Source organism: Zhongshania guokunii (assembly GCF_040892635.1).
GTDB lineage: Bacteria > Pseudomonadota > Gammaproteobacteria > Pseudomonadales > Spongiibacteraceae > Spongiibacter > Spongiibacter guokunii.
In genome coordinates this window covers 80,523-97,155 of record NZ_JBFRYA010000009.1, presented here as the reverse complement: position 1 = coordinate 97,155, position 16,633 = coordinate 80,523, and the positions used below count along the sequence as shown (strand labels likewise).

Annotated in this window: 15 protein-coding genes, 1 tRNA gene and 2 pseudogenes; 4 read left to right on the top strand and 14 right to left on the bottom strand. The window is 51.7% G+C overall.

Going from position 1 to position 16,633, the window contains the following annotated elements; translation table 11 throughout:
- Positions 1 to 181 precede the first annotated feature (181 nt).
- Positions 182 to 1,861, top strand: a complete 1,680-nt coding sequence (leuA, locus tag AB4876_RS11680) for a 2-isopropylmalate synthase (RefSeq protein ID WP_368381835.1) — start codon at positions 182 to 184, stop codon at positions 1,859 to 1,861.
- Positions 1,862 to 1,964: 103 nt separating this feature from the next.
- On the opposite strand, the gene AB4876_RS11675 is transcribed toward leuA, so the two are convergent.
- The 8 genes and pseudogenes from AB4876_RS11675 to AB4876_RS11640 all read right to left on the bottom strand — a co-directional run bounded on the left by AB4876_RS11675 (position 1,965) and on the right by AB4876_RS11640 (position 9,358).
- Positions 1,965 to 2,405 (bottom strand): DUF2802 domain-containing protein, encoded by a 441-nt coding sequence (locus AB4876_RS11675; RefSeq protein ID WP_368381834.1) that lies wholly within the window; start codon positions 2,403 to 2,405, stop codon positions 1,965 to 1,967.
- A gap of 18 nt (positions 2,406 to 2,423) precedes the next feature.
- Entirely contained in the window at positions 2,424 to 3,155 is a 732-nt protein-coding gene (locus AB4876_RS11670) for an RNA polymerase sigma factor FliA (RefSeq protein ID WP_368381833.1), read from the bottom strand.
- Positions 3,152 to 3,991, bottom strand: coding sequence for a MinD/ParA family protein (locus AB4876_RS11665; protein ID WP_368381832.1), 840 nt, complete (start codon positions 3,989 to 3,991; stop codon positions 3,152 to 3,154). Before AB4876_RS11665 ends, AB4876_RS11670 begins: the two co-directional genes overlap by 4 nt.
- 124 nt (positions 3,992 to 4,115) lie before the next feature.
- On the bottom strand, positions 4,116 to 5,507 hold the full coding sequence (flhF, locus tag AB4876_RS11660; protein WP_368381831.1) for a flagellar biosynthesis GTPase FlhF: 1,392 nt from the start codon (positions 5,505 to 5,507) through the stop codon (positions 4,116 to 4,118).
- A gap of 25 nt (positions 5,508 to 5,532) precedes the next feature.
- Complete coding sequence (gene flhA / locus AB4876_RS11655) at positions 5,533 to 7,647, bottom strand: flagellar biosynthesis protein FlhA (protein WP_368381830.1); 2,115 nt, start codon at positions 7,645 to 7,647, stop codon at positions 5,533 to 5,535.
- Positions 7,648 to 7,756: 109 nt separating this feature from the next.
- Positions 7,757 to 7,999, bottom strand: a pseudogene (locus AB4876_RS11650) (type I restriction endonuclease); the annotation flags it as partial.
- Between the two features lie 312 nt (positions 8,000 to 8,311).
- Positions 8,312 to 8,719 carry a type II toxin-antitoxin system death-on-curing family toxin gene (locus tag AB4876_RS11645; protein ID WP_368381829.1) on the bottom strand — a complete coding sequence of 136 codons (408 nt, stop codon included), beginning with the start codon at positions 8,717 to 8,719 and terminating at the stop codon, positions 8,312 to 8,314.
- A gap of 12 nt (positions 8,720 to 8,731) precedes the next feature.
- The gene (locus AB4876_RS11640; RefSeq protein ID WP_368381828.1) at positions 8,732 to 9,358 is read right to left on the bottom strand and encodes a virulence RhuM family protein; all 627 of its coding nucleotides are present in this window, start codon (positions 9,356 to 9,358) and stop codon (positions 8,732 to 8,734) included.
- Between the two features lie 107 nt (positions 9,359 to 9,465).
- On the opposite strand from AB4876_RS11640, the gene AB4876_RS11635 reads away from it, so the two are divergent.
- Together AB4876_RS11635 and AB4876_RS19085 are read left to right on the top strand one after the other, a co-directional pair.
- The gene (locus AB4876_RS11635; RefSeq protein ID WP_368381827.1) at positions 9,466 to 9,873 is read left to right on the top strand and encodes an exonuclease/endonuclease/phosphatase family protein; all 408 of its coding nucleotides are present in this window, start codon (positions 9,466 to 9,468) and stop codon (positions 9,871 to 9,873) included.
- 106 nt (positions 9,874 to 9,979) lie between these two features.
- Positions 9,980 to 10,184 (top strand): annotated as a pseudogene (locus tag AB4876_RS19085) (transposase); the annotation flags it as partial.
- A gap of 86 nt (positions 10,185 to 10,270) precedes the next feature.
- Here the strand turns inward: AB4876_RS19085 and AB4876_RS11625 are convergent.
- The 6 genes from AB4876_RS11625 to AB4876_RS11600 form a co-directional block, all read right to left on the bottom strand.
- Positions 10,271 to 10,363 (bottom strand) — tRNA-Ser (locus tag AB4876_RS11625).
- Between the two features lie 132 nt (positions 10,364 to 10,495).
- Positions 10,496 to 10,678: a carbon storage regulator CsrA gene (csrA, locus tag AB4876_RS11620; protein WP_008247082.1), complete on the bottom strand. Its 183-nt coding sequence runs from the start codon at positions 10,676 to 10,678 to the stop codon at positions 10,496 to 10,498.
- Positions 10,679 to 10,758: 80 nt separating this feature from the next.
- The gene (locus tag AB4876_RS11615) at positions 10,759 to 11,988 is read right to left on the bottom strand and encodes an aspartate kinase (protein WP_368381826.1); all 1,230 of its coding nucleotides are present in this window, start codon (positions 11,986 to 11,988) and stop codon (positions 10,759 to 10,761) included.
- A gap of 134 nt (positions 11,989 to 12,122) precedes the next feature.
- Complete coding sequence (gene alaS, locus AB4876_RS11610) at positions 12,123 to 14,744, bottom strand: alanine--tRNA ligase (RefSeq protein ID WP_368381825.1); 2,622 nt, start codon at positions 14,742 to 14,744, stop codon at positions 12,123 to 12,125.
- Positions 14,745 to 14,916: 172 nt separating this feature from the next.
- Positions 14,917 to 15,102, bottom strand: a complete 186-nt coding sequence (locus tag AB4876_RS11605) for a Trm112 family protein (RefSeq protein WP_301027900.1) — start codon at positions 15,100 to 15,102, stop codon at positions 14,917 to 14,919.
- 95 nt (positions 15,103 to 15,197) lie between these two features.
- Positions 15,198 to 16,046: a M23 family metallopeptidase gene (locus AB4876_RS11600; RefSeq protein ID WP_368381824.1), complete on the bottom strand. Its 849-nt coding sequence runs from the start codon at positions 16,044 to 16,046 to the stop codon at positions 15,198 to 15,200.
- A gap of 72 nt (positions 16,047 to 16,118) precedes the next feature.
- Here AB4876_RS11600 and greB point away from each other — a divergent pair, with 72 nt between their 5' ends.
- Positions 16,119 to 16,631, top strand: coding sequence for a transcription elongation factor GreB (gene greB / locus AB4876_RS11595; RefSeq protein WP_368381823.1), 513 nt, complete (start codon positions 16,119 to 16,121; stop codon positions 16,629 to 16,631).
- The last annotated feature ends 2 nt before the right edge of the window (positions 16,632 to 16,633 follow it).

The following is a 16,633-nucleotide window of genomic DNA, read 5'->3' as shown; positions in this document are numbered from 1 at the left end:
TATACTGGGAACCGTGAAGTTACCCCTTCGCAAACATCGTCAGCCAGCTTGCAGCACCCCGCAAACTGAACACGCGAACCAGCTCTTACACTACAAGAGTGAATGAAAACGCCCAGCGCCGCTGGGCTTCAACACCCGAAACCCAATAGCCCCCATACAGCCCAAGGAAGCGAGATTTATCATGGCCGACTTTAATCACCGCAAATACCGCGCAACACCGGCAATTGTTATGCCCGACCGCCAGTGGCCAAACAACACCATTACCCAAGCGCCCCAGTGGTGTTCTGTGGATCTTCGCGACGGTAACCAAGCTTTGGTTGAGCCCATGACTGTGCAGCAAAAATTGCGGATGTGGGATCTGTTGGTCAAAATGGGCTTCACCCAGATAGAAGTAGGTTTTCCGGCTGCCTCGCAGCCAGATTTTGATTTTGTGCGCGCCTTAATCGACGGAGATCGAATTCCCGATAATGTAACTATCCAAGTACTAACACAAGCGCGAGAAGAATTGATCGCCCGCAGCTACGAAGCTCTTAAAGGTGCCAAACAAGCCATTGTTCACGTTTACAACTCCACCAGCCCCGTGCAGCGCGAGCGGGTATTTAGCTTAGACAGAGACGGAATAAAGGCAATTGCGGTGCAAGGTGCGCGCTGGGTAAAAGAATATGCCGCACGCAACCCAGAAACATCCTGGTCATTTCAATACTCCCCCGAGAGTTTTAGCAGCACCGAGGTCGATTTTGCGGTAGAGGTCAGTGACGCCGTTATTGCTGAATGGCTGGATACCGGCGCACCGATCATTATTAATCTGCCGGCCACCGTGGAGTGCACCAGCCCCAATGTATTTGCCGACCAAGTGGAATGGTTTTGCCGCCACACCCAATTCCGCAACAACATTAGCGTATCTGTACACACCCACAATGACCGCGGCTGCGGCGTGGCCGCCGGCGAGCTGGCAGTGATGGCCGGCGCCGACCGTGTTGAAGGTACCCTGCTCGGCAATGGCGAGCGCACCGGCAATATGGATATTGTGACCATGGCCATGAACCTGTACAGCCAAGGCGTAAATCCAGAGCTGAACTTGGCTGATATGGACGAAATTATAGCGGTGGTCGAGCACTGCACTACCATTCCGCTCCACCCCCGCCACCCCTATGCCGGTGAACTGGTGTTTACCGCCTTTTCTGGCAGCCACCAAGACGCTATTCGCAAGTGTTTGGCCAAGCAAGGCCAAGACGAACACTGGCAAGTTGCTTACCTGCCAATCGACCCCGCGGATTTGGGGCGTAGCTACGAAGCGGTTATCCGCATTAACAGCCAGTCTGGTAAAGGCGGCGTGAGCTGGGTACTGGAAAACGACTACGGACTGCAATTGCCCCGCTGGCTGCAAATCGACGCCAGCCGCGCAGTGCAGGCCAAAGCCGAAGAAATTGCCGGCGAAGTCAGCGCCAAGCAAATTTGGGAGCTGTTCGACGAGCACTACCTGCAAGCGGCACGCAATACCGAGCTAAGCCACTTTGCCATTAGCCAGAACAATGCCGAAAACCACGGCCAAGACCAGCTGAGCCTGAGTTTTCAGCATCGCGGCCAAGAAGTGGCTCTGCAAGGCCATGGCGACGGTGCAATTAGCGCCCTAGCTAACGCGTGGCAGCAGGAGTTTGGCGACAAAGTAGAAGTGCTCGACTACCGCGAACACGCGCTGGACACCGGCACCGCCTCACAGGCCGTGGCCTATGTGCACCTGTCGATCAATAATCAGCGCTATATCGGCGTAGCCCTGCACCGCGATGTGGTAACAGCCTCATTGCAAGCAGTGCTGAGTGCGGCGAGTCAGGCAGTGATGGATGCTCGGAAGGCAGGATAGTAAATCGCTAAACGCTTGATGGGAGACGGAAAACGCTAATCCAATTCAGTGCACGGTTTAATCTTTTGCGCCTCCCGTCTCCCATCAAGCATTAGGCGCCAGCTCAATGCGTCTTCTGATACAACATCGTAATCAAATCTGCTTCTGAAGCGGAAATACCACAGCGCTGGGCCAGTTCTTCGGCGCTGAGTCCTTTGTCAACCATGCTGATCGCCTGCTGATAAAAGCGCATGTCTTTTTTATCGGCGTCTTGCCGCTGCTGGCGGGAGCCGATCATTTCTAAATACTCCTCCAAGGCCGAGACCCGTTCACCCAGCAGGCTCATGGCTGAGTTTTGCAATTCGATTTTCTTTTCAAGGGTCGCAATTAATTCTTCCGCACTTGGCGGGCGCGGTGCATCAAGCACTGCCGTTCGCCGTGTTTTCAATGCGTACAATAACAAGCCGATACCGACCACACTCAGCACCAAGCCCAGTAGCGATGCCTCACCTAGGCCATTAAACCAATTGCCGACTAAAGAAGAGAACTGCTGGCTACTCTCCATAATTGCTACTCCGCAACATTATGCTGCCGTCCAATCGCCAAGCCGACTTTTTAAGCGCACGATAGCCTGGCTGTGAATCTGACAAATACGCGACTCACTCACTTCCATCACCTCACCAATTTCCTTGAGGTTTAGGCCACTGTCGTAATACAGCGCCATAACGAGTTTTTCGCGCTCGGGCAGATTGTTAATTTGGCTGGCCAAGGCCTGCTGAAAATCCTCTTCCAAGATATTTTCTAAGGGCGCGTAGCGATCGTCGCCGCCGCCAATATCAACCGCTTCCTGCTCGCTCTCACCTATCTGCTCGAGACTAAACAGGCGCACCGAACTGGTGTCGCGCAGCAGGTCGTGATACTCATCAAGGGATACGCCCATTTCACCAGCGACCTCTGCGGGCGCAGCTTCACGCCCCAATCTAGCCTCAGTGCGCCGCACCGCTTCAGACATTTCACGGAGTTGGCGAGTTACTGAACGCGGCGCCCAGCCGCTCTGACGCATTTGATCGATCATCGAGCCACGAATACGGATACTGGCGTAGGTTTCAAAACTGGCGCCTTTATCCGCTTGGTAGTGACTACCGGCTTCGAGCAGACCAATCATGCCCGCCTGAATCAAATCGTCGACCTCAACACTCGCCGGCAACCGGCTAACGAGGTGGTAGGCAATCCGCTTAACCAAAGGCGCATGACGGCTCACCAGATCTTCGCGGCTGCCATTCTGCACATTAAGATAAGCGGCGTGACCGTTCACATTGCCGCTCCTGTGGTGACTTCAGCAGCGTCTTCTGAGCTAAACATACGATCGACGAAGAACTCGATATTGCCGCTCGGGCCCTTTGGCCCCTCCCATTTATCTACCGTTTCGGCCAATTTACGAAAAGCCAATGACGATTCCGCGCCGGGATACAAATCACTCACCGCTTTTTGGCGAGAGTCAGCTTTAATTAAATAAGGATCGCGGGGCACAAAACCCGCGTATTCCAAGCTCACGTCTAAAAAGCGCTGAGCCACCTCGTTAAGGCGTTCAAAACCATCGCGCGCTTGATCTTGGCTGTCGACCATATTGCGCAACACTTTAAAGCGGCGAATACCCGCGTCACGATTCATTACCTTGATCAGCGCATAGGCATCAGCCATGGAGGTTAATTCGTCGGTCACCACCACCAAAACGTACTGACTCGCTTGGCAGAAGGTCACTACGCTGTCGGAAATTCCCGCTGCCGTATCGACGATTAACACGTCGTAATCGTCGTTTAATTCACTTAAAGACCGCACAATTGCGGCATGTTGCGCGGCGCCTAAATCCGCCATTTTCTTAATACCCGATGCGGCCGGAATAATGGTAATACCAACGGGGCCAGGAACCAGAATGTCTTGAATTGCACATTTGCCATCTAACACATGGGACAAATTCCACTTCGGCCGCAAGCCCAGCATGATATCGACGTTAGCCAAGCCCAAATCGGCATCCATCAGCAGCACTCGCCGACCGCGACGCGCCAGCTGGCAAGCGAGGTTTACCGATACATTGGTTTTACCAACACCACCCTTGCCACTGCTTACGGCTATTACTTTTACTGCGCTCATTTAATTATCTTTCTCCCTTGGTACATCACCGCAGTTTATCTTAAGCCTTCACCACACAGATTGCTCTACGCAATAGCACTCACTTTAGCCCATCAGCAGAGTATTTACTAAACCCAGTATAGCCTCAAACCCGCACACTAAGGCGTGCTGGCGGCACATTCACCGCTGGCCGCGAAGCTGCCGGCGTGGTTTCGGCAACCTCTTGCCCAGGGCGGCACTTCAGTTCAAAAGCTCGACCCATGCGCACGGCCATATTCACCAGTTTAGTCCCATCTGCGGCCGACAGGTTTTGTGGCACTTTGGGGCCATTCGCACACCAAACCACGGGTAGGCGGTGCTGTATTAGGTTAGAGATCACACCACCCAAACGCATGGCCTCGTCGATCCTTGTAATTACTGCACCCTGCGGCGCCAACGGCGCATAGGCATCGATAATTTCGCTTTGCACATAGGCTTCAGCGTCAGCCGGCAAGGTGACAAACACCTGCACGTCCTGCATCGCTGCAGTTAGTTGCTGCAATTCACTAATCCCTTTGCTGTCGCGAAATGACATGCCCGCCGTGTCGATTAGCACTAATTTCTTCTTGCGCAGAATACGGTAGGTTTTAACTGCCTCTTCGATATCTACTGCGGTGTGTACCGGAATTTGTAAAATTCGGCCATAAGCTCGCAATTGCTCCTGCGCGCCAACCCGTGCCACATCGGTAGTCAGTATAGCAATGCCGTCGCGGCCATGATTTAACACATACTGCGCCGCAATTTTTGCAATTGTAGTGGTTTTACCGGCGCCCTGCGGGCCAACCAAACAAATGGCGCCAGAACTTGGCGGAGCCGCTACCGGCAATTGCTTAATTAGCAGCATTTTTAAAATTTCGCGCTGCAATGAATCGCTTTCATCAGCGGGAATCTCGGCGCACAAGCGCTTACCCAGGCTCGGATCGATATCTAGAGTCGATAGAAACTGGTTTAATTCTCGCTGTTCAGGGGCCTGAAAACTGGCTTGCTGCCAATTGTGGCCTTTAAGCTGCTCCATCAGCATCGACTTCATTGACGACAGCTCCTGCTTGAAGGTCAGCAATTCATCCTGCTGTGACCACGCCAGCTGCGGGCTTTGGTGTTGCTCACTTTGGCCACGGCTAACTGGCTGGTTTGGCATCTCTGGCGCGGGCTGACGACTAGCGCCAAGATTTTGGCGTTCGCTAGCGGCAGTTTCCTGCGCCATTTGCGCGTTCTTTTTCTGACGATCTAATAAGGCATCTAGCGCAGTACGCTCACTGCGCGGCGCCGGTGAAAACTGCTGGCTAATTTGGCGAGCAAGCTGTTGTGCAGCATTTTCAGCAACGGCCACTTGAGCACTGGCCGCGCCGTGACTAGCAGCCTCGTCGAGGCTAACCACCACCTCTACACCACCCTCAATGGTATGTAAGTCTAGAATCACCGCATCGGGGCCGTGGGCGGCGCGCACCATCCGCATGGCCTGCTGGCTGTCCACAGCACGATATTTCTTTACTTGCATACTCGCTCTCCTGCAGCCCTGCGTCTTACGCTAAGCGCGCTTGCTGCCCAATAGTTGATAACAGGCGCACTTGCTTGCTATCGGGTACTTCGTTGTAAGACAAAACCGACAATCCGGGAACACTCCGCCGAGTAAAGCGTGACAACCAAGCCCGAATCGACGGCGATACCAGAACCACCGCAGGCTGACCAGATAACTCCTGCCGGTGACTAAAATCTGCCAATTCATTTTGCAATCTCTCGGCAATCCCCGGCTCTAATCCCACCGCGCCAGAGTTGCCTCTAAGCATGTCTTGCAACAACTGTTCCAAATCGGCATCCAGCGCAGAAACTGGCAATTCATCTTCTAAGCCATTGATTTCCTGAACAATCATTCGCCCAAGCGCAACCCGCACGCCCTCCAATAACTCGTCAGGATTTTTGCTACGCGGCGCCTGCTCCGCCAAACTTTCGGCGATCATTCGTATGCTGCGGATCGAAACACCCTCTTTCAGTAAGTTTTGCAGCACTCTCACCACAATACTCAGCGGCAATTGCTTGGGCACCACATTCTCTACCAAGCGCGGGTCAGTCTTGGCCAAACGATCCAACAGCTGCTGCACTTCTTCATGCCCCAGCAACTCATGAGCGTGTTGTTTAATGACCTGGCTGAGATGAGTCGCAATAACCGTGCAGGGATCCACCACGGTATAGCCCATGGTTTGCGCCTGATCGCGCTGGCTAGAGTCGATCCAGATCGCATCCATACCAAAGGCGGGGTCTTTAGTCGTGGCGCCACGCAGACCAGGCTGGGCGCCGCCTGGGTTAATTGCTAAATCTTTACCAACCTGAATATCGCCCTGGGCAATGGTGTCGCCCAATAACTGAATGCGATAACTACCTGGCGACAACTCCAAATTATCGCGGATATGCACCGGCTGAATCAAAAACCCTAAATCCTTGGAAAGCTTCTTGCGAACCCCCGTAATACGGCCAATCAGCTCGCCGCCCTGATTGCGGTCTACCAAGGGAATTAGGCGATAACCAACCTCTAAACTCACCACGTCCATATGCGTCACTTCATCCCAACTCAATTCGCTGGGCTCGCGGGGCGCGATCGCTAACTCTTCACCAGACTCCTCTTCTGCAACAAATTCCTGCGCCGTTTTTTTCTTGTGTTGCAGCCACCAACCACTGCCGCCGCAGGCAGCTGCGAGCATTAAAAACACTAAATTTGGCATACCGGGAATAATCCCGATTAAGCCCAGCAAGGTAGCAGAGAGATACAGCACATTGGGGTTAGCAAACATCTGACTCGCCATCTGCTCGCCCATATTTTGGGGTCGCGAGATACGAGTAACAATAATAGCCACTGCCGTTGATAACAGCAGTGACGGCAGCTGCGCCACCAAACCGTCACCAATCGTCAGCAAGGTGTAGTTATGCATGGCTTGATCGAAGCTCAAGCCATGCTGGCTCATACCCACGCCCAAGCCGCCAATGACGTTAATAAACAGAATCATGATGCCGGCCACAGCGTCACCGCGCACAAACTTGCTGGCACCGTCCATGGAGCCGTAGAAATCGGCCTCGGTGCGCACTTCTTCTCGGCGGCGGCTAGCCTCTTCCTGATTTAACAGGCCGGCATTCAAATCCGAGTCAATCGCCATTTGCTTGCCTGGCATCGCGTCCAAGGTGAATCGAGCCGTTACTTCAGATACCCGGCCTGCACCCTTGGTCACCACCACAAAGTTAATAACAACTAAGATGATGAACACCACAATACCAACAACATAATTGCCGCCGATAACAAACTCGCCAAAAGACTCAATAACCTTACCCGCCGCACCGGGGCCAGTGTGACCCTCGAGCAACACCACGCGGGTTGAGGCGACGTTCAACGACAGACGCAGCAAGGTCGCCAGCAGTAATACAGTGGGGAAAACCGAGAAATCGATGGGCCGTTCGACGTAAATAACCGCCAAAATAATGATCAGCGACAACGCAATATTAAAGGTAAATAGCAAGTCGAGTAGGAATGGCGGCATCGGGATAACCAGCATTCCCAAGCACGCAACAAGCATGACCAGCACGCCAATGCCGCTGCTGGCAACCTTCTCCATCCAGCCGTTTGTCGCTATTGTTTGTGTTGCTGCAGCCATACCCACTCTCTTCTAAGATGGATTTTCCAGCGCGGAAAAGCGCCAAAATTTCGTCGTTACCAAGAGTAATTGCAACAACAGGGCCAACTTAGCTAAGCGGCACAAAGATCTATGCGCCAAGTAGCGCATCCTCCTCACCCCTACAGGCCATCAACCTCTTCGGCAAGTTCTTTAGTTCTAAGACCGCCAGCGGCAAGCCATTAACAAACACAATCACATAGGGGCGGCGATTACCCTTGCTGCCGGTAATCGTGTATTGGTTCACCACTAAAAACTGATTATTCGCGGTATTGGCAAAATCCACCAATTTAACGTAATAGGTCTTCTCTTCCCCTGCCCCATCGTTAAAGCTGACCTTAACGCCTTACAACAAGCAAGAATGAAAGGTTTTATTGTTTTTAATTAAGCTCGGGGATTCTGGTTTAGCTACCTGAAAAGCCACTTGCACTAAAGTGCTGGCTGGAATAGCTGGGTTTAAACGCTGTAAACTACCCAACGGGCGGTCATGCAAAACGACTTGCCAGTAGTCACTGCGCTCAGGGCTGTCGCCATCTGGAGCAATATCATAGCCGCACACATAGTCGTAGCCGATGGCTTAAAACCAAGCGAGGCAGAGCTGTTCCAGCTGGTCTTTTGTTATCACTTATTAGTCCTTCAATAAGCCTTAAGCACTATCAAACTGCTGCACAAGGCGAATAATCAGTTCTTTTTGATCCGGCTTACTTTCGGCAACCAATAAGGCCAAGGCCACCAAGGTGTTGTCGTTAACCAGCGCCTCAACCGGCTTGGCCAGCAGATGCTGATTATTGCGCAGATACCACAAAAACGAACCCGTGCGCTTATTACCATCGGCCAAGGGGTGATTCTTAATAACCGCAGCTCCTGTGCATCCATGCACCCGCTGCATACCGTACATCGTGTACATAAAATACAGCAAGTGAGCGGCTCGGCTTGCCACATTGGGATAAAACCATTCGTCGCCAAAACCTTGCTCTAATGTTCCTAGGGCCGAGGCCAGACCATCGCCGCGCAACTGCGCAAACAGCTCAGTGGCCTCACCTTTGGCAAGCAAGACCTGCTTCAACTATGCAATGGCGGGTAATACCTGTTCTAACTCCAGCCTTGCCATGTCGGTTTGGCGGGCAGTTTGATCAACGATACTCTGCTCATCGTAGCCCTGTAACAAGGACCAACTGCGGGCATAGTCATTAATCACCTGCAATACCGCCGTGCTCTGCGCGGTCACTAACTGCTGATTTGCTAATGTTTGCGACAGCAGCTGCACCACCTGTTCAAATTCAATACCGCGCTCCTTCAGCCGGCGCTGGTTGAGCGTGAAACCTTGGACCAAGTGCTGTTTTAGGGTGTTGGTAGCCCAAATGCGGAATTGCGTAGCACGGGCAAAGTTCACCCGATAACCCACAGAGATAATTGCATCCAGATTATAGTGTTTAACGGTTTTCGTTTGAGTTTTACCGGCTATAGCACCATGTACAGTGGTATGTTCCAAAATGGAACATACCACTTGCTCTTCAAGTTCATTGCTTTTGAAGATATTACTTAAATGCTTGGTGATAGCGGGCCGCTTAGTGCCAAACAGCTCAGCCAGTTGCGCCTGAGACAGCCAGACGGTCTCTTGCTGTAAGGCGACATCTAATTGCACACTCCCATCGTCAGATTGATAGATTTGAATTTGCTGCGCTTCAGACATCTATAGCTCCTCCATAAGCCTTTTATAATATGCTACTACAAACCCCCAGATACCCATGGGAGATAGATTTATCATAAATTGCGCCAAATAAGGACGTTAGCGGAAAAATGAAAATACTCACTTGGAATTGCAATGGTGCACTCAGGAAGAAACTCTTCGCATTAGAGCAATTTGATGCCGATATTTTAATAATACAAGAGTGTGAAGACCCAACCCAATCCACCGAGGCTTACAGAAATTGGGCCGGCGACTATATTTGGAAGGGAAAAAATAAAAACAAGGGAATCGGCATATTTCCGAAAAAGCAGCGTCGAGTTAAAAATTTGAATTGGACTGGCGAGTTCTTTCTATCAGGGCTGCACAGCACTAGCCCCAGTTTAAAGTGGCGGTCCGAAGACTTGCAGCTCTTTGTGCCTTTCTCCATAAACGGCAAAATAACAATTTTAGCAGTCTGGACGAAAGGCCGAGAAGACCAAGCCTTCATGTCGGTAACTATCAAGAATGGATTAAGCTAAGCGACCCCGTCCCGCTGCTGCTGGAGATACACACACAATGAGATTGATACGAAAAGCTCAGCAGCAGCCCTTCACGAAGCCTCAGAGATAGCCGAACCCCGCACCACTTCGAACCTTAGCAAAGACGCTAGCGTCTTGGATGGCATCGATTGTTGCCATCTGGCGATTTCGAAAAAGTAACGGGATTACTGAAGGCTTTCACAACAAGATAGAAATCATCACGGTGAGCGTATGGTTTTAGGAGCTTTGAGAATTATCGATTACGAGTGCTGATCCACTGCGGGTGGGACGGGATTATAGCCAGGGCTTGATGAGTGCCCCCCCATTAATGAGGTAGAGCCCACACAAAAACTGCAGACGAAAAAAAACCTGCTAAATCAGCAGGTTTTTTCAATAATGGCGGAGAGGGAGGGGTTCGAACCCTCGATGAGGCTATAAACCCCATACTCCCTTAGCAGGGGAGCGCCTTCAGCCACTCGGCCACCTCTCCGGAAATTTTCCACCTAAACAAGCTAGGCTTGAAAAAGTAGAGCGTTAATCAGCACATAGCGCTGTTCAACGAATCGGGCGGCATAATACCACACTCAGAAAATAAGCAAAGGCCTAAACGGCTTTTTTCGCTTTATTCCTTATTTCCATTGCTTTCATTTTGAATACGATCGTAAATTTCTTCACGGTGTACCGCAATGTCTTTAGGCGCATTTACACCCAAACGAACCTGATTTCCCTTTACACCTAAAACAGTCACTGTGACTTCATCACCAACCATCAAGGTCTCACCAATACGACGAGTTAAAATTAACATTATGGCATCTCCTTGTAAGAGCCCAACGCCAAACCCTGGTGCGAATCCTTGTGCAGCACAGCGCAAATAGCGTCTTAGATTTAAATACTAGGCTCCGAATCCAGTTCGAATGCTGCGTGCAGCGAGCGAACGGCTAGTTCCAAATACTTCTCATCAATTACTACAGAAATTTTTATTTCTGAGGTTGTGATCAGCTGAATATTAATAGACTCCTCTGCCAGAGTTTTGAACATTTTGCTGGCAATACCAGCGTGAGAACGCATTCCCACGCCAACCAGCGACACCTTGGCAATCTTGTCATCCGTTTTGACTTCTCGCGCACCTGTTTGTTTCACCAGTTTACGCACAATGGCTTCAGTCTTTGCCATATCTCCCCGACTGACCGTAAAGGTGAGGTCAGTGGTGTTGTCTTCGGCGACGTTTTGTACAATTACGTCGACTTCAATATTTGCATCGCTTACTGGACCAAGGATTTGATAAGCCAAACCCGGAGTATCCGGCACGCCTAATACAGTAATCTTCGCTTCATCACGGGTGAAAGCGATGCCCGAAATTGCCGGGTTTTCCATATCCGAGTTTTCCTCTAAGCTAATCAATGTCCCTGGTCCATCCTGGAAAGCATGCAACACCCGCAATGGCACGTTGTACTTACCAGCAAACTCTACTGAGCGGATCTGTAATACTTTAGAACCTAAGCTGGCCATTTCCAGCATTTCTTCAAAAGTAATACGGTTCAAGCGGCGGGCATTACTCACCACCCTCGGATCGGTGGTATAGACCCCATCCACATCAGTATAAATTTGGCATTCATCGGCTTTCAGCGCTGCCGCCAAAGCCACCCCAGTGGTATCTGAACCACCGCGCCCCAAGGTAGTAATATTGCCGTTTTCATCAACGCCCTGAAAACCTGCCACCACAACCACATTGCCCGCAGCGAGATCGCTGCGGATCTTGGCATCATCAATATCCCGAATTCGCGCCTTGGTATGCGCTTCATCGGTCAATATTCGAACCTGAGTACCAGTGTACGATTTCGCACCCTGTCCCAGATCATGCAAGGCCATACACAGCAGAGAGATAGTTACCTGCTCACCGGTAGACACTAATACGTCTAACTCACGCGGTGTAGGCTCTTCCTGCATTGCCTTGGCCATGTCGATCAAGCGGTTGGTTTCTCCGCTCATTGCCGACACAACTACGATGATGTCGTGGCCCTGTTCACGAAAAGCTGCAACTTTTTTGGCTACCGCTTTAATCCGATCAACAGTTCCTACCGAGGTACCGCCAAATTTTTGAACTATTAGACTCATGATTCGCTTCTGCTAATAAACGCCCATTTCAGAGGGCGCTCATTAAACACCAGATCAAATTTAAAGGAAATGACCCACAGGCCGCTATACGTGATTTACGTAGTATTTGCACCCAGATAGATCAAGCTAAGGTCTTATTTGGCTGCACAGTAATCGCGCACCGCCTGCAAGGCTGCAGGAATAGCCGCCACATCAACACCGCCGCCCTGCGCCATGTCTGGACGGCCACCACCCTTGCCACCCACCGCTGCGGCGGCAAGTTTCATTATTTCACCCGCCTTAAAACGGCCAGTGAGGTCTTTCGTCACCCCCGCCGCCAGCGCCACTTTGCCGCCGTCATCTGCGGCCAGCAGAATCACACCGGAACCGAGTTTATTTTTTAGCTGGTCTAAGGTGTCGCGCAATGTTTTTGCATCGGCGCCGTCGAGCTTGGTCACCAATACTTTAATGCCGGCAAATTCTTCGCACTGATTCAGTAAATCGTCACCCGTCGAGCTCGCCAATTTACCCTTCAGCGCCGACAGTTCTTTTTCGAGCTGCTTTTGCTGAGTGAGCAGTTGCTGAATTTTGTCACTGAGTTTGTCACGGCCGGTTTTAAGCAAGCCTGCCAATTGGCCCAGTTCACTTTCAGCTTGCTCGAAGACGGCTAGCGCCGTGGCGCCAGTCACCGCCTCGATGCGGCGTACGCCGGCAGCAATGCCCGATTCCGCCACAATACGCATCAGGCCAATATCGCCGGTGCGCTGCACGTGGGTGCCGCCACAAAGTTCTATAGAGAAGTCGCCGCCCATGCTGAGCACCCGAACCTCGTCGCCGTATTTCTCGCCAAATAGCATCATGGCGCCACGCTTGGCCGCACCATCCATATCCATAATTTCGGTCTGCACAGCACTGTTCCGACGAATTTGCTGATTTACCAAGGCTTCAATTTCGGCGAGCTGTTCTTTACTCACGCCTTCAAAGTGCGAGAAGTCAAAACGCAGGCGCTGGGCATCGACCAATGAGCCCTTCTGACCGACGTGCTCACCCAACACCTGACGCAATGCCGCGTGCAATAAATGGGTTGCCGAGTGATTCAAAGCCGTTGCTTGGCGAATATTATTGTCGACTTCGGCCTGCAGGCGATCGCCTTCTTTGATAGCGCCGCTAACCAGCACGCCGTGATGCAGGTGATGACCAGCTGATTTATGGGTATCGCGCACTTCAAAACGCACACCGTTGGCGCTAAGTACACCGGCATCGCCGGCCTGACCGCCGGACTCCCCGTAAAACGGGGTTTGATCTAGAATAATGACGCCAGCGTCACCTTCTTTTATGGACGTTACCCGCTGGCCATCTTGCAGCAAGGCAACAACTGCGCCCTCTTCAACTAGGCTCTGATAGCCACAGAATGCCGTTTCGCCGTCAATATTTAACTCTGAGCTCAAATCGACTTTAAAATTAGAGGCAGAGCGCGCCCGCTCACGCTGCGCATTCATCGCTTGCTCAAAGCCGTCCATATCCAAACTCAAACCCTGCTCGCGGGCGATGTCGGCAGTGAGATCAACGGGGAAGCCATAGGTGTCGTAGAGACGGAATACGGTGTCACCGGGAATCTGTTTGCCGCTTAATCCCTGCAAATCCTGCTCAAGAATCTTCATACCCTGATCTAGGGTTTTGGCAAACTGCTCTTCTTCCTGCAGCAATACCTTTTCAATTTGCGCCTGGCGAGTCACTAGCTCTGGATAAGCTTCGCCCATCTCCAAGGCTAGAGGTGCCACCAGCTTGTGGAAGAAGGCTTTCTCGGCGCCCAATTTATTAGCGTGACGGGCGGCGCGGCGAATAATCCGCCGCAATACATAGCCCCGACCTTCATTGGAAGGAATAACGCCATCAGAGACCAAAAAAGCGCACGAGCGAATATGATCGGCAATCACCCGCAGCGAAGTGTGCTCAATATCGCTCACATTAAGTACTTCAGCGGTGGCTTTTATGAGATTTTGGAACAAATCAATTTCGTAATTACTGTGCACGCCCTGCATCACCGCAGAAATACGCTCTAGGCCCATACCAGTATCCACCGAGGGCGCAGGCAATGGCGTCATCGTGCCATCGGCGTCGCGGTTAAACTGCATGAACACGTTGTTCCAAATTTCAATATAGCGGTCGCCGTCTTCATCGGGGCTGCCCGGCGGGCCACCCGCTACGTCGGCGCCGTGGTCGTAAAAAATCTCGGTGCACGGGCCGCAGGGGCCGGTGTCGCCCATCGACCAGAAGTTGTCGGAGGCGTATTTGCCGCCTTTATTGTCGCCGATGCGCACCATACGCTCGGCGGGCACACCCATCTGCTCATTCCAAATTTGGTAGGCTTCGTCATCGTCGGCGTAAACCGTTACCCAGAGTTTTTCGGTGGGAATGCCCATCCACTCGGGCGAGGTTAAAAACTCCCAAGCAAATTTAATGGCGTCGTGTTTAAAGTAATCGCCAAAACTAAAGTTGCCCAGCATCTCAAAAAAAGTGTGGTGGCGAGCGGTGTAACCGACGTTTTCTAGGTCATTGTGCTTGCCGCCCGCGCGCACACAGCGCTGCGAACTCACCGCGCGAACATAGCCCCGCTTTTCTCTGCCCAGAAAGGCGTCTTTAAACTGCACCATACCAGCATTGGTAAATAACAGGGTGGGGTCATTACCCGGCACCAGCGAGCTGCTGGCCACTTGGGTGTGAGCTTTGCTTTCAAAATAACGAATAAAGGCTTCGCGAATGGCGGCGCTTTTCATGGGAATTCTCTCACTCCGTGGGCAACAACGGCCTATGCCACCAACAGTGTCTTTGCGATAGGCAAGGCAATTGGCGGCGACGAAAAAACGGCAAGTATAACGAAAATAGGGAAAGGTGTATCCTGCCGAATAAGCCAAGATACACCCCAATATCAGGGATTAACGCGACTTTTTAGCCTAGTTTCTCATCGGTTGTCAGAACTCGCGCTTCCGACTCGAGCATCACTGGGATGCCATCGCGAATCGGATAGGCTAAACCGCTGGCCTTGCACACCAATTCATTGCGCTGCTGATCGTAGTCCAGCGGTGCCTTACTCACTGGGCACACCAGAATTTCTAGCAATTTCTTATCAATCATTGTTTACCGCACTCTCAATTCAAATTCTATTAGCAAGCAATGCAAGCTCTGTCGCCAGCACATTCTATTTAGCTGACACTAATCTAAAGTAATACTTAATCTTTTGCTGGCATTTGCCCAATCACCAGCGCTGGGTCCAGACGCTTGCCCGCCCAATTCATTCGCCAATCCAAATGCGGACCAGTTGCCCGCCCTGTGGCGCCAACTTCAGCAATAACATCGCCCTGTTTAATTTCCTGCCCAGCCTCCACCAACACCCGACTCAAATGTATAAAGGTCGATGAAACCCCCATACCATGATCAATAATTAAGGTGCCGCCGGAATAAAACATATCCGGATACGCAAGACTCACAACGCCATCAATAGGCGCAGTTACTGTTGTGCCGGTAGGCGCAGCAATATCCAAACCGTAGTGGGGACGCCCAGGGCTGCCATTATAGACACGCTGAGAACCGAATACACCCGTAATAGGGCCGAGCACCGGCCATTTAAAGGTTTGGGTAAAATCGTGTCGAGCCAAGCGCTGCTGACGAGCACTGGCAACCAATGCGCCCTCTTTGCGAATACGCTCTAATACCGACGCCGGTGGAGTGACGGTTTGCTGTGGCACGCCCGTTATCCGCTGAATATCGTATTGCCGCTGAGCGATGTTTAAAACTTGCTTTTGGCAGGTAGCTGCAGCGCTGCAAATTTCTAGCGTAGCTGTTGAATTGGCGTCTCGATCAAAGCCAAAAACAAAAACACCGTTATCCGCAACCTCAAGCGCAGTGCCATCGAGCTTAGCCGAGCTACCAGCGGCCAGCGTGCCCCACAGTAAACCGCCCTGTTTCAACTCGCCGTGCAGAGCGACCTCGGCATGAACCGCTAGGCTTAAGCTCAAACCAAAGCCCAGACTCAGCGCGACGGAAAATACCCTCCGCAATATGGCCACACATTTATTCATTTCCAGCTATCCTCTGTCGGTGTTCGCTGCGCTACCATAGCGCCTTATTATTCTCAAAAACAGTAGCCTAGTATGTCACGTTACCGCCCACCTCGCGCCAAAGGTTCCTGCTATATCACCCCAGAAGGTGAGCGCCGTTTGCGCGAAGAAGTTCGTCAATTGTGGAAAGTTGAACGCCCCAAAGTGACCGCCAGCGTTCATGAGGCGGCAAAAAATGGCGACCGCTCTGAAAACGGCGATTATATTTACGGCAAGCGCCGCCTGCGTGAAATCGACAGCCGCGTTCGATTTCTAACAAAACGCCTCGAAGAACTCACCGTGGTTAACGATATTCCCGCCAACCAAAACAAAGTCTTCTTCGGCGCATGGGTGACCCTTGAAGATGACGACTGTAGCGAGTATGAATACCGGATTGTTGGCCCAGATGAGTTCGACTTGAGCCAAAATAAATTATCAATGGATTCGCCCCTGGCCAGGGCCATGCTCGGAAAATTATTAGAGGATGAAGTTAAAGTGACTACTCCCAAGGGAGAAACCCTGTATTACGTCACCGCTATTCGCTATGGCAGCAGCGCTGCAGATTAATG

Bases quoted from the DNA above. Each gene is read 5' to 3' on its own strand.
- AB4876_RS11635 (WP_368381827.1), top strand. From the start codon at position 9,466: ATGAAAATACTCACTTGGAATTGCAATGGTGCACTCAGGAAGAAACTC.
- AB4876_RS11600 (WP_368381824.1), bottom strand. From the start codon at position 16,046: ATGAATAAATGTGTGGCCATATTGCGGAGGGTATTTTCCGTCGCGCTG.
- AB4876_RS11640 (WP_368381828.1), bottom strand. From the start codon at position 9,358: ATGTCTGAAGCGCAGCAAATTCAAATCTATCAATCTGACGATGGGAGT.
- csrA (WP_008247082.1), bottom strand. From the start codon at position 10,678: ATGTTAATTTTAACTCGTCGTATTGGTGAGACCTTGATGGTTGGTGAT.
- AB4876_RS11675 (WP_368381834.1), bottom strand. From the start codon at position 2,405: ATGGAGAGTAGCCAGCAGTTCTCTTCTTTAGTCGGCAATTGGTTTAAT.
- flhF (WP_368381831.1), bottom strand. From the start codon at position 5,507: ATGCAAGTAAAGAAATATCGTGCTGTGGACAGCCAGCAGGCCATGCGG.
- AB4876_RS11615 (WP_368381826.1), bottom strand. From the start codon at position 11,988: ATGAGTCTAATAGTTCAAAAATTTGGCGGTACCTCGGTAGGAACTGTT.
- leuA (WP_368381835.1), top strand. From the start codon at position 182: ATGGCCGACTTTAATCACCGCAAATACCGCGCAACACCGGCAATTGTT.
- greB (WP_368381823.1), top strand. From the start codon at position 16,119: ATGTCACGTTACCGCCCACCTCGCGCCAAAGGTTCCTGCTATATCACC.
- flhA (WP_368381830.1), bottom strand. From the start codon at position 7,647: ATGGCTGCAGCAACACAAACAATAGCGACAAACGGCTGGATGGAGAAG.
- AB4876_RS11665 (WP_368381832.1), bottom strand. From the start codon at position 3,991: ATGAGCGCAGTAAAAGTAATAGCCGTAAGCAGTGGCAAGGGTGGTGTT.
- alaS (WP_368381825.1), bottom strand. From the start codon at position 14,744: ATGAAAAGCGCCGCCATTCGCGAAGCCTTTATTCGTTATTTTGAAAGC.
- AB4876_RS11605 (WP_301027900.1), bottom strand. From the start codon at position 15,102: ATGATTGATAAGAAATTGCTAGAAATTCTGGTGTGCCCAGTGAGTAAG.